Source organism: Exiguobacterium sibiricum 7-3 (genome assembly GCF_000620865.1).
Classification (GTDB): Bacteria; Bacillota; Bacilli; order Exiguobacteriales; family Exiguobacteriaceae; genus Exiguobacterium_A; species Exiguobacterium_A sibiricum_A.
This window is the reverse complement of the sequence record NZ_KK211190.1, coordinates 248384-260065: the sequence shown is the minus strand read 5'-3', so window position 1 is coordinate 260065 and position 11682 is coordinate 248384. Positions and strand designations below refer to the sequence as shown.

The 11682-nt window shown below is 48.9% G+C and carries 10 protein-coding genes, 11 tRNA genes, 1 rRNA gene and 2 other annotated features; of the genes, 1 reads left to right on the top strand and 21 read right to left on the bottom strand.

What is annotated here, in order from left to right:
• Positions 1-590 (bottom strand) — a sequence feature (23S ribosomal RNA rRNA prediction is too short).
• A 57-nt stretch (positions 591-647) separates the two neighbouring features.
• Positions 648-1204, bottom strand: a sequence feature (23S ribosomal RNA rRNA prediction is too short).
• 181 nt (positions 1205-1385) lie between these two features.
• The 21 genes from P402_RS0102360 to acpS all read right to left on the bottom strand — a co-directional run bounded on the left by P402_RS0102360 (position 1386) and on the right by acpS (position 10803).
• Positions 1386-2947, bottom strand: a 16S ribosomal RNA gene (locus P402_RS0102360).
• A 131-nt stretch (positions 2948-3078) separates the two neighbouring features.
• A tRNA-Ala gene (locus P402_RS0102350) sits at positions 3079-3151 on the bottom strand.
• Between the two features lie 19 nt (positions 3152-3170).
• Positions 3171-3247: transfer RNA gene (locus P402_RS0102345), tRNA-Ile, on the bottom strand.
• Between the two features lie 19 nt (positions 3248-3266).
• Positions 3267-3343 (bottom strand) — tRNA-Arg (locus P402_RS0102340).
• Positions 3344-3347: 4 nt separating this feature from the next.
• Positions 3348-3433 (bottom strand) — tRNA-Leu (locus tag P402_RS0102335).
• 30 nt (positions 3434-3463) lie between these two features.
• A tRNA-Lys gene (locus P402_RS0102330) sits at positions 3464-3539 on the bottom strand.
• Between the two features lie 6 nt (positions 3540-3545).
• Positions 3546-3617 (bottom strand) — tRNA-Gln (locus tag P402_RS0102325).
• 4 nt (positions 3618-3621) lie between these two features.
• Positions 3622-3697 (bottom strand) — tRNA-Asp (locus P402_RS0102320).
• A 33-nt stretch (positions 3698-3730) separates the two neighbouring features.
• Positions 3731-3806, bottom strand: a tRNA-Val gene (locus tag P402_RS0102315).
• A gap of 4 nt (positions 3807-3810) precedes the next feature.
• Positions 3811-3885, bottom strand: a tRNA-Glu gene (locus tag P402_RS0102310).
• A 49-nt stretch (positions 3886-3934) separates the two neighbouring features.
• Positions 3935-4026 (bottom strand) — tRNA-Ser (locus tag P402_RS0102305).
• 8 nt (positions 4027-4034) lie between these two features.
• Positions 4035-4109 (bottom strand) — tRNA-Asn (locus P402_RS0102300).
• A 149-nt stretch (positions 4110-4258) separates the two neighbouring features.
• Complete coding sequence (locus P402_RS0102295; protein ID WP_026827248.1) at positions 4259-4699, bottom strand: SprT family protein; 441 nt, start codon at positions 4697-4699, stop codon at positions 4259-4261.
• A complete protein-coding gene (locus P402_RS0102290) occupies positions 4696-6816 on the bottom strand; it encodes a Tex family protein (RefSeq protein ID WP_026827247.1) in 2121 nt (706 codons plus the stop codon). The genes P402_RS0102295 and P402_RS0102290 overlap by 4 nt, the downstream gene beginning before the upstream one ends.
• A 66-nt stretch (positions 6817-6882) precedes the next feature.
• A complete protein-coding gene (sigB, locus tag P402_RS0102285; protein ID WP_012371666.1) occupies positions 6883-7680 on the bottom strand; it encodes an RNA polymerase sigma factor SigB in 798 nt (265 codons plus the stop codon).
• Complete coding sequence (gene rsbW, locus P402_RS0102280) at positions 7646-8128, bottom strand: anti-sigma B factor RsbW (RefSeq protein ID WP_012371667.1); 483 nt, start codon at positions 8126-8128, stop codon at positions 7646-7648. Before rsbW ends, sigB begins: the two co-directional genes overlap by 35 nt.
• Positions 8125-8451, bottom strand: a complete 327-nt coding sequence (locus P402_RS0102275) for an STAS domain-containing protein (protein ID WP_026827246.1) — start codon at positions 8449-8451, stop codon at positions 8125-8127. Before P402_RS0102275 ends, rsbW begins: the two co-directional genes overlap by 4 nt.
• A 202-nt stretch (positions 8452-8653) precedes the next feature.
• Positions 8654-9004 (bottom strand): type II toxin-antitoxin system PemK/MazF family toxin, encoded by a 351-nt coding sequence (locus tag P402_RS0102270; protein WP_014971520.1) that lies wholly within the window; start codon positions 9002-9004, stop codon positions 8654-8656.
• A gap of 3 nt (positions 9005-9007) precedes the next feature.
• A complete protein-coding gene (locus tag P402_RS0102265) occupies positions 9008-9232 on the bottom strand; it encodes a hypothetical protein (RefSeq protein ID WP_012371670.1) in 225 nt (74 codons plus the stop codon).
• A gap of 139 nt (positions 9233-9371) precedes the next feature.
• Positions 9372-10445, bottom strand: coding sequence for an alanine racemase (gene alr, locus P402_RS0102260; RefSeq protein WP_026827245.1), 1074 nt, complete (start codon positions 10443-10445; stop codon positions 9372-9374).
• Positions 10417-10803 (bottom strand): holo-ACP synthase, encoded by a 387-nt coding sequence (gene acpS / locus P402_RS0102255; RefSeq protein WP_026827244.1) that lies wholly within the window; start codon positions 10801-10803, stop codon positions 10417-10419. Before acpS ends, alr begins: the two co-directional genes overlap by 29 nt.
• Before the next feature lie 68 nt (positions 10804-10871).
• On the opposite strand from acpS, the gene P402_RS0102250 reads away from it, so the two are divergent.
• Positions 10872-11618, top strand: coding sequence for a rhomboid family intramembrane serine protease (locus P402_RS0102250; RefSeq protein ID WP_026827243.1), 747 nt, complete (start codon positions 10872-10874; stop codon positions 11616-11618).
• Positions 11619-11682: the final 64 nt, after the last annotated feature.

Below are 11682 nucleotides of genomic sequence, written 5' to 3'. Positions count from 1 at the left end.
TACGGAATCCGCAGCTTCGGTGGTATGTTTAGCCCCGTTACATTTTCGGCGCGGCGCCACTCGACTAGTGAGCTATTACGCACTCTTTGAATGGTGGCTGCTTCTAAGCCAACATCCTAGCTGTCTAGGCAGCGCCACATCCTTTTCCACTTAACATACACTTTGGGACCTTAGCTGGCGGTCTGGGCTGTTTCCCTCTTGACTACGGATCTTATCACTCGCAGTCTGACTCCCGAGTATAAGTTGCCGGCATTCGGAGTTTAACTGAATTCGGTAACCCTGTGGGGGCCCCTAGTCCAATCAGTGCTCTACCTCCGGAACTCTCAACCTCGAGGCTAGCCCTAAAGCTATTTCGGGGAGAACCAGCTATCTCCAGGTTCGATTGGCATTTCACCGCTACCCACACCTCATCCCCGCACTTTTCAACGTGCGTGGGTTCGGACCTCCAGTCAGTGTTACCTGACCTTCATCCTGGACATGGGTAGATCACCTGGTTTCGGGTCTACGACAACGCACTATGGCGCCCTATTCAGACTCGCTTTCGCTACGGCTCCGCCTCATCAGCTTAACCTCGCGCGCTATCGTAACTCGCCGGTTCATTCTACAAAAGGCACGCCATCACCCATTAACGGGCTCTGACTACTTGTAGGCATACGGTTTCAGGATCTATTTCACTCCCCTTCCGGGGTGCTTTTCACCTTTCCCTCACGGTACTGGTTCACTATCGGTCACTAGGGAGTATTTAGCCTTGGGAGATGGTCCTCCCGGATTCCGACGGGGTTTCACGTGTCCCGCCGTACTCAGGATCCACTCTGGAGGGAAAACAGTTTCAGCTACAGGGCTGTCACCTTCTTCGGCCGACCTTTCCAGGTCGTTCACCTACTGTCTTCCTTTTTGACTCCGTATAGAGTGTCCTACAACCCCGGAGAGCATGCTCTCCGGTTTGGGCTGTTCCCGTTTCGCTCGCCGCTACTCAGGGAATCGCATTTGCTTTCTCTTCCTCCGGGTACTTAGATGTTTCAGTTCCCCGGGTCTGCCTCACGCTACACTATGTATTCATGTAACATGTCCCATCCCATTACGGATGGTGGGTTCCCCCATTCGGAAATCCTCGGATCAAAGCATACTTACTGCTCCCCGAAGCATATCGCTGTTCGTCGCGTCCTTCATCGGCTCCTAGTGCCAAGGCATCCACCGTACGCCCTTCATACCTTGATCTAGCATTTTGGTATTCTAAGAACACACGTCTAATGACATGGTTATAAAAAGTTTGATGTCTTGTTGATGTCTTCAGTTTTCAAGGTGCGAGTGTCTCTATCGAGACTAGAGAGACGAGCTCTCAAAACTGAACGATGGGCATGTCCCGTAAGGGACGTTTTCCTTAGAAAGGAGGTGATCCAGCCGCACCTTCCGATACGGCTACCTTGTTACGACTTCACCCCAATCATCTACCCCACCTTCGACGGCTGGCTCCTTGCGGTTACCTCACCGGCTTCGGGTGTTGCAAACTCTCGTGGTGTGACGGGCGGTGTGTACAAGACCCGGGAACGTATTCACCGCAGTATGCTGACCTGCGATTACTAGCGATTCCGACTTCATGCAGGCGAGTTGCAGCCTGCAATCCGAACTGGGAACGGCTTTCTGGGATTGGCTCCACCTCGCGGTCTCGCTGCCCTTTGTACCGTCCATTGTAGCACGTGTGTAGCCCAACTCATAAGGGGCATGATGATTTGACGTCATCCCCACCTTCCTCCGGTTTGTCACCGGCAGTCTCCCTAGAGTGCCCAACTGAATGCTGGCAACTAAGGATAGGGGTTGCGCTCGTTGCGGGACTTAACCCAACATCTCACGACACGAGCTGACGACAACCATGCACCACCTGTCACCCTTGTCCCCGAAGGGGAAACTTGATCTCTCAAGCGGTCAAGGGGATGTCAAGAGTTGGTAAGGTTCTTCGCGTTGCTTCGAATTAAACCACATGCTCCACCGCTTGTGCGGGTCCCCGTCAATTCCTTTGAGTTTCAGCCTTGCGGCCGTACTCCCCAGGCGGAGTGCTTAATGCGTTAGCTTCAGCACTGAGGGGCGGAAACCCCCCAACACCTAGCACTCATCGTTTACGGCGTGGACTACCAGGGTATCTAATCCTGTTTGCTCCCCACGCTTTCGCGCCTCAGCGTCAGTTACAGACCAAAGAGTCGCCTTCGCCACTGGTGTTCCTCCACATCTCTACGCATTTCACCGCTACACATGGAATTCCACTCTTCTCTTCTGTACTCAAGCCTTCCAGTTTCCAATGACCCTCCCCGGTTGAGCCGGGGGCTTTCACATCAGACTTAAAAGGCCGCCTGCGCGCGCTTTACGCCCAATAATTCCGGACAACGCTTGCCACCTACGTATTACCGCGGCTGCTGGCACGTAGTTAGCCGTGGCTTTCTCGCAAGGTACCGTCAAGGTACGAGCATTACCTCTCGTACTTGTTCTTCCCTTACAACAGAGTTTTACGATCCGAAAACCTTCATCACTCACGCGGCGTTGCTCCATCAGACTTTCGTCCATTGTGGAAGATTCCCTACTGCTGCCTCCCGTAGGAGTCTGGGCCGTGTCTCAGTCCCAGTGTGGCCGATCACCCTCTCAGGTCGGCTATGCATCGTCGCCTTGGTGGGCCATTACCCCACCAACTAGCTAATGCACCGCAAGGCCATCCCAAGGTGACGCCGGAGCGCCTTTCATCATCAGACCATGCGGTCTGAAGAACTATTCGGTATTAGCTCCGATTTCTCGGAGTTATCCCAATCCTTGGGGCAGGTTCCTTACGTGTTACTCACCCGTCCGCCGCTCATTCCCCTCACTTCCCTCCGAAGAGTTCCGTGAGCTTCCTGCGCTCGACTTGCATGTATTAGGCACGCCGCCAGCGTTCGTCCTGAGCCAGGATCAAACTCTCCATAAAGTGTTTGACTTGCTCGTTTTTGTGACCGAAGTCACGTTGACGAAGCTTGCGCTTCATTCATTGTTTGTATCCGAAGATACGTTTTTTGCCTCATCGTTCAGTTTTCAAAGTTCGTCATAAAGATAAACAAATGGAGCCTAGCGGGATCGAACCGCTGACCTCCTGCGTGCAAGGCAGGCGCTCTCCCAGCTGAGCTAAGGCCCCATGAGATTATAAAATTGAATGGTGGGCCTAAGTGGACTCGAACCACCGACCTCACGCTTATCAGGCGTGCGCTCTAACCAGCTGAGCTATAGGCCCGTCAAAAGCAAACAAAATATGGTGCACCCTGAGAGATTCGAACTCCCGACCCCTTGATTCGTAGTCAAGTACTCTATCCAGCTGAGCTAAGGGTGCGATATGGTGCGGTCGAGAGGACTTGAACCTCCACAGTGTTGCCACCACTAGGCCCTCAACCTAGCGCGTCTACCATTCCGCCACGACCGCAAATATAAAGTTAGGAATTAAAAAATAAAATGGTGTGTCATGCAGGATTCGAACCTGCGACCCTCTGATTAAAAGTCAGATGCTCTACCAACTGAGCTAATGACACGAAAAACTGGGCTGGAAGGGATCGAACCTTCGCATGCTGGAATCAAAATCCAGTGCCTTACCACTTGGCCACAGCCCAAAAATGGCGGTCCTGACGGGATTCGAACCCGCGATCTCCTGCGTGACAGGCAGGCATGTTAACCGCTACACCACAGGACCACATTTTTGTGAAACTTAAGTATGAAATTAAAATGGTGGAGGATGACGGGATCGAACCGCCGACCCTCTGCTTGTAAGGCAGATGCTCTCCCAGCTGAGCTAATCCTCCGAAATGGTGACCCGTACGGGAATCGAACCCGTGATACCGCCGTGAAAGGGCGGTGTCTTAACCGCTTGACCAACGGGCCATTTAAAAACTGATAACTATTCTCAAGTAACAAATTCACATAAGAGGTCTGGCGGAGATGGAGGGATTCGAACCCTCGCACCAGTTTCCCGGCCTACACCCTTAGCAGGGGCGCCCCTTATAGCCACTTGGGTACATCTCCAAAAATAATGGCTCCGCAAGTAGGATTTGAACCTACGACCTACCGGTTAACAGCCGGTTGCTCTACCACTGAGCTATTGCGGAACGTGACGTTCGTTTCAGAACACTTTTCTATATTAGCAACTTTCTTTCTCTTCGTCAATGCTTTTTTAAAAAAGTTTTTAGTGACGAGAAGTTGTTTAGTTGCGGTCGTTTTGACGACTTCTATAATTTATCATGCTCCGAAATGAACGTCAACTACTTTTGTAAAAAATCTTTCCACGACATCGTCCGCAACGGTATCGTTCCGGATTCATCTTTCTTTTTCTTCTATATAATGTCCCGCATTTCTCACACTCATAAAGATGATTCTTTTTTTCCGTTTCTTCCAGACGCGGACTGTAGCGCAGTCCTCCGTATCGTTGTAGCCACTCTTTAAAATCCTGATCCTGGTGCCGATGTCCCATTCCGCGTAAGTGTAAATGGTAGTGGCACAGCTCATGAATGACGATTCCACGAAAGATATGACGGTCGACTAAATAGCTCCGATTGAAATCCAAATGATGATCCGTCAGAAAATAACGTCCACCAGTCGTCCGTAAGCGATTGTTAAAAAGTGCAATATGTCTAAAAGGTAAAGCAAACACGTCGAGCGAGAGTTGCTCGACGTATTGCTGCAACTCTTCGTTCGTCATGACGGACTGACCATCGTCAGACCGATCCGTCCTCGTTCCGGTTCGACACTCGTTACCCAAACGGTTACGATATCACCTACTGCAATGACATCAAGCGGATGTTTGACCCGTTTTTTACTGAGCTTCGAGATGTGGACAAGACCACTCTCCTTCACACCAATATCAACGAAAGCACCAAAGTCGAGCACATTGCGGACCGTCCCCTGGAACTCCATTCCGACTTGAATCATATCCAGCGATAAGACATCTTGACGCAGTAACGGCTTATCGAGCGCTTCCCGCGGATCCCGTTCTGGACGCTGCAATGCTTCAATGATGTCTCGTAATGTCGGCTCACCGACTTCAAGCAATTGAGCTGTGTCCGGTACGGATAATTCTCCGAGTCGAGTCCGTAAGTTTTCCGTTCCAACGCTCTGCAACGGCAAATCCAGTTGCTTAAACAAGGACTCAACGGTTTTATACTGTTCCGGGTGAATCGGTGTCCGATCAAGCGGATGACTGCCTTCCGGGATGCGCAAGAAGCCGGCTGCCTGTTCATATGCTTTTGCTCCTAAACGCGGGACTTTCAACAATTCTTTCCGGGAGGCGAAAGCCCCCAGTTCCGAGCGGCGTTCGACAATCTTTTTAGCTGTTGCTTTCGTAATCCCTGCGACGTAACCGAGCAATGACTCCGAGGCCGTATTGACGTCGACACCCACTTGGTTAACGACTGTCTCGACGACGAAATCGAGTGTTTCTTTTAACTTCGTCTGTGTGACATCATGTTGGTACTGTCCGACACCCACGGATTGTGGGTCCACTTTGACGAGCTCCGCCAATGGATCCTGCAAGCGTCGTGCAATCGAGATGGCTGACCGTTGCTCGACTTGTAAATCCGGAAACTCAGTGCGGGCAATTTCTGACGCCGAATAGATACTCGCCCCTGCCTCATCGACAATCGTAAAGGCAATTTGATCATGTCCTTTAATCCAGTCGGCGACAAAGGATTCCGTCTCGCGGGAAGCCGTCCCGTTTCCGATCGCAATCAATTCGATCCCGTACCGGTTTACTAGTTTCGTTAAGACTTGGCGTGCCTCATGTGCTTTTTGTTCCGACATCGTCAGATAGACGACACCCACTTCTTTTACTTCTCCTGTCGGATCAATCACTGCCCACTTACATCCGGTCCGGTACGCAGGATCAAGTCCTAACATCACTTTCCCTTTCATCGGTGGTTGCATATAGAGTTGTCGTAAGTTTTTTCCGAACACTTCAATCGCCTGGTTTTCTGCTTTATCGGTCAACTCATTCCGAAGTTCCCGTTCGATTGCCGGGAAAACTGATTTTTTATATCCCGTTTGGACGGCATCTTCGACCAACCGACGTTTTGGTTCTGCCAATCGGCTGAACGGCTTCAACAAGTATGGTAAAACATGTTGTTCTTCCAGGACGATTTTGACAGAAACGATTTTTAACGACTCGGCACGATTAATCGCTAAGATCCGATGTGGCACGATTTGCCGGATCCGTTCGCTGTACTCATAGTACTGGGCAAAGACACGTTTTTCGTCGACTGCGTCTTTTTTTAGTTTCGTGACGATATCTGCAAATCGGTAGGCTGTCTTCCGGATATGTTCCCGGACACTCGCCTGCTCGCCCCATTCTTCTGCTATGATGGCTTGTGCTCCAGCAATTGCCTCCCCTTCCGGATGCGCCGCTACATACTGGTTAAATTGTTGTTCGTCGTATGGTTTCGGTGAACGTAAAAAGTCAGAGAACGGGGTTAATCCCGCTTCACGGGCAATTTCTGCTTTTGTTCTCCGCTTCGGACGAAACGGTAAGTATAAGTCTTCAATTTGTTGTAATGTCGTGGCTCCATTCAAACTGTGTTTTAACTCAGACGTCAAAACACCCTGCTCTTCGATTTTCCGCAGGACATCTTCTCGTTTCGTTTCAAGTTGTGTGATGCTTTTATGGCGATCGAGGATTGCTTTGATTTCGACCTCATCGAGTTCACCGGTTTGTTCTTTACGGTATCTGGCGATAAACGGAATTGTTCCTCCGTCTTCCGTCAATTGTAAAACGGCTTTAACTTGTGCTGGTCTGATGTTCAATTCTGTTGCGATTCTCTTCTCCATTTTCCTCACCTCTCTGTTATTATACCGAAGAATCGATGGGACACAAAAAAGACCGATGCTTCCGCATCAGTCTTTTGAAAATACTTCGTTCGGTTCTACTTTGATGGCTTCCCGTAATTTTTGCAACGCACGACGCTGAAGACGCGACACATGCATTTGCGAAATTCCAAGGAGCTCTCCGGTTTCTTTTTGACTCATGTTGCGGTAATAGGCACATTCTAAAATCGAACGTTCCCGGTCAGTCAAAACAGCAAATGCTTTTTCGAGAATCAGCTTTTGATCCACCGAATCATATCCGTTTTCCTGGTTACCGACGAGGTCAAGTAATGTGACCGTACTGCCTTCTTGATCGGCTTCGATCGAACTGTCGACAGAAAGGGCTTGATAACTTTTACCCATCTCAAGTGTCTCGAGAACTTCCTCTTCCGATACTTCCAGACGAGCTGCAATTTCATCGATACGCGGTGAACGTTGCAATTCTGTCGTCAGTTCTTCGACGGCTTTCTTGATTTTCGGTCCAAGCTCCTTGATACGACGTGGAACGTGAACGCTCCATGTCTTATCACGGATAAACCGTTTGATTTCACCAATGATGGTCGGAACGGCAAACGATTCAAAACTACGACCGAACTCTTTATCAAAACGACGAAGAGCGGCAAGCAGGCCAATCATCCCGACTTGGACGAGGTCATCATGAATCGGACGGCCACGTGAGAACTTACGGGCAAGCGCCTCTACAAGATCGGAATACCGGGCAAGTAAAGCAGCATGAACTTCTTCATCTTGATCATCTTGTTGGTACAGGTCAATTAGACGAAGGACTTCATCGTCACTGTGATGGCGTTGTTGAGACTTTGCTGGCACTTTGACCCACCTCATCTCTATTCATATATTTTGTCATATGGACAGTGACGCCGTTTGCTTTCTCGATCGTGACTTGATCCATGAGTGCTTCGATCATTAAGATCCCTAGTCCCCCCTCGTGCAGAGAGTCTAAATCATGCGATTCCGTGATTGGTTCACTTTGACGCTTCACGCTGTCTTTATCGAAAGTCACACCATTGTCTTTCACGATGATTTCAAGACGATCGTCCGGGTAAACGTTACACGTTAAAGCCATCGATCCATCTTGCTCTCCTTCATAGGCATGCTGAACTGCATTCGCACATGCTTCAGAAACAGCAATTTTGATGTCTTCGATATCATCGTAGGTATAACCCATCCGATTCGCGACACCTGAAACTGTTAATCGAGCAATCGCAACATATTCCGGTTTTGCCGGAAGTGTCATTTCAAGTTGTTCGTTTTTCATTGTGTTCCACCTCGTACACCACTATCGATTGTAATGATGCTTGAAAGACCAGTAATTTCAAACAAACGACGAATGCGTTCAGACACACCGACGAGTGTAAACGATGTTCCATTTTTCTTTGAAGCTTTTAAGGCGCCGACAAACACACCAAGACCTGTTGAATCCATATAATGAATCTCATCTAAATGAACGACGACATCATTTGCTTCAACGGCTGGTACGAGTTCTTGACGAAGTTTCGGTGCTGTATACGTATCAATCTCTCCTGCGATATAGAGATGCGTCTGACCATCTAGTTGCTCTGTTTTAATTGTTAAATCCATCTTCAAGTTCCTCCTCAAGGAAAATCTGCTATGTGTTCTCTCTATCTATATAGTTTAAATAGTATGGGATGACCCCTCTTAAAGAAAAGGTCACTCTGATGTAATTCCCGCATTTAAACATCTTTAAACCAAAATTTAAAAAAATGTTCAAAAAAAGTCGTATACAGATGTATCGACTCTTCTCGCTGTTATATGTAAGTGCCTAAAAATCAATCAAGCCTAGGCTGATCGCGACGGCACTATTTACTTTCATCATCGTGTCAGGATCTAGGTGCGTGACTTTATCCGTTAGACGGCGTTTGTCGATTGTACGGACCTGCTCAAGTAGGATGACCGAATCACGTTCTAATCCGTGTCGCTCTCGATATACTTCCACATGGGTCGGTAGTTTGGCTTTGTCGATCTGTGCCGTGATCGCAGCCACGATTACAGTTGGGCTGAATCGGTTACCAATATCATTTTGTAGGACAAGGACAGGACGAACGCCTCCTTGTTCCGATCCGACCACAGGTGACAAATTTGCATAAAACACGTCGCCACGTTTGACTATCAAAGCTTACACCCCGCTTACTTGACGTAGGAGCGAGAACTCCGCCTCCGTTTCAATCTGGAACATTTCGCCAACGATTGATAAATTGATCGCTGCCATTTCTTCGTAACCACGTTTCAATTCCTCACGTAGCTGACGCTTGCGTTCTTCGGTCGTATGGTTCGACTTCATCCCAATCGTCTCCTTCGCTACATTTCGTTCAACAAATTGCTTTTCCCGTTGTTGGACCAAGATAATGGCACCTCCAGATTCACTGAAACCTTAACGAACGACTCACTTCCACTTCAATATATCAGTCAAATTCAGAAAATACAATCAAAATTCAAACAAATAACATTTTTTTGCCATCATATTGATGTCTTTTCAAAAATCAGACGCGCGGGACTCGCTTCGAAAACTGGCAGAGCACTTCGTAGTTGATGGTACCTAACCAGTGAGCCGCTTCATCAATCGGTACACCTTGCCCGATCAACGTGACCTCTGTTCCGATTGGATAATTGCGCGGTAAGCGGATCATCAACCGGTCCATACAGACGCGTCCGACGATTTCACACGGGTAGCCGTCGACAAGCAACGAGTATCCCTGGAATTTACGGGACCAGCCATCGGCGTATCCGATTGGCACCGTTCCGATCCATTCATCCGTAGGAGCCGTATACGTTGCGCCGTAACTGATCGTCTGACCAGGTTCGACACACTTGATTTGCATCAGACGACTTTTTAATGAGAAAGCCGGCTTTAAAAAATCGTAGAAGGGAATCATTTCATCCGACGGCATCGCCCCATACAACGCAATCCCGATCCGGACGACATTAAACGGATCCTGTCCGATTAAACGGATGGCACCCGCTGAGTTGGCAGCATGGATATACCGAATGCCCGGCACACGTTCGACGAAGCGCAGAAAAACGGTCTGTTGTTCGTCAAACAACCGGCTTGTCAGCTCATCGGCTGTCGCGAAATGTGTATAGATGCCTTCGAGCTCCATCACGTCCGAGTCCAACTCTTTTAAAACGGCATCCAACTCTTCAAGTGTCTGTAGTCCAAGACGCCCCATTCCGCTGTCGACTTTGATATGGAGTCGTAAATGATCGACGTCCGTTAAATGCTGTTTCGCTTCCCGCAACCAGTCTGCTGAAAAAACAGGCACGGCGACATCATAGTTCGAGGCAATCGGTGCGTGTTCCGGTAAAAGCGTTTCAAGCATTAAAATCGGTGCCTGAATTCCCGCTTCCCGTAACTCGATCGCTTCTTCAAGGAGTGCGACGGCCAGCAAATCCGCTCCGTTTGCTAAAGCGATTTCCGCGACCGTCACGGCACCGTGTCCGTATCCATCCGCCTTCACGACCGCCATCATCGTTTGATGACCGATCCGTGCCTTGATTTCCCGTACGTTATGTGCGATTGCTTCGCGGTCAATTTCTATCCAAGTTGGTCGATACATCTGAACTCCTCTTTTCTAATAAGACTTGTGCAGCCGCATAATGGTCGGAATGGGTAATCGAGAGATGGATGATTCCTTCAAACGGTCCTGTCATGACCGGGCGTCCCGAGGCTTCATTTAACACTTCGAGATCGAGCCACGATACTTCGGCACCGATGCCGGTTCCAAATGCTTTGACAAACGCTTCTTTGGCCGCGAACCGCCCTGCGAGATATTCAAGCTTTCGCCCGTCGGACAACGTATGAAACCGTTCTTGTTCTTCTGCCGTCAAGATCCGTTTGACGATTCGCGGTTGACGCTCCAGCGTTTGTCGAATTTGTTCCAGTTCTACGAGATCGAGTCCTATTCCGAAAATCATTCCTGACGCCTCCACAGTTCTATTCTTCGCCATCTTCATATAGAATGAAGAGGAAGCGAGGTGTTGTCATGTTTAGTCGAACGGAAAACCTACAAACGTTCACACGTTCTTATCCGGTCGTTTCGTTGTTCATTTTAATCCAAGTTGTGCTGTTTGTCATCGAACAGTTAAATGTCTTTTTCAACTTTGGCTTTTCGCCGCTCAATTACGGGGCAGCCATCAACTTGTTCATCGGGAACGGGGAATGGTGGCGTGTCGTGACTGCGACGTTCCTGCATTATGATTTTTGGCATATCGCCTTCAACACGTTTGCCTTGATCATTTTTGCACCTGCGCTAGAACGGATGATTGGTCATGCGAAGTTTGCTTCCTTCTATCTTTTGGTCGGTACGCTGGCTAACGTCTTGACGTATTTCACGAAAATCAATGAACCGTTTTATGGTCAAGCCGGGGCATCGGGAGCCATTTTAGGATTGCTTGGTTTTTATGTCTACCTCGGTCGTTTCAAACGGACCGTCATCTCAGCCGATGATGCACGTCTCGTTTATATCTTTAGCGCCATTACAGCAATCTTCACACTGCTCGGTTCAAACGTTTCTGTCTTCGGTCATTTATATGGTTTCGTGCTCGGATTCCTTGCCGGCTTCCTCTTCGGAAAAGGCACAGTACCGTTTACACGACCATTCAATACCGGAAGACGTCCTGCATCAGGCGGTCGCATCATTCATACGAGCGGTTCCGGACAACTCGGACGGATCATCTTTTATGTCATCGTCGCCTTCGCCGTGTTTGGACTGCTGGCACGATTCATTTAAAAAAAGAACAAAAAACGAGCCTGTCTGAATTCCGATTTTCGAAATTCAGACAGGCTCGTTTTTC

Excerpts from the sequence above, each read along its gene's own strand:
- P402_RS0102295 (WP_026827248.1), bottom strand. The coding sequence starts at position 4,699 with ATGACGAACGAAGAGTTGCAGCAATACGTCGAGCAACTCTCGCTCGAC.
- rsbW (WP_012371667.1), bottom strand. The coding sequence starts at position 8,128 with ATGAAAAACGAACAACTTGAAATGACACTTCCGGCAAAACCGGAATAT.
- alr (WP_026827245.1), bottom strand. The coding sequence starts at position 10,445 with ATGTATCGACCAACTTGGATAGAAATTGACCGCGAAGCAATCGCACAT.
- acpS (WP_026827244.1), bottom strand. The coding sequence starts at position 10,803 with ATGATTTTCGGAATAGGACTCGATCTCGTAGAACTGGAACAAATTCGA.
- P402_RS0102290 (WP_026827247.1), bottom strand. The coding sequence starts at position 6,816 with ATGGAGAAGAGAATCGCAACAGAATTGAACATCAGACCAGCACAAGTT.
- P402_RS0102250 (WP_026827243.1), top strand. The coding sequence starts at position 10,872 with ATGTTTAGTCGAACGGAAAACCTACAAACGTTCACACGTTCTTATCCG.
- P402_RS0102275 (WP_026827246.1), bottom strand. The coding sequence starts at position 8,451 with ATGGATTTAACAATTAAAACAGAGCAACTAGATGGTCAGACGCATCTC.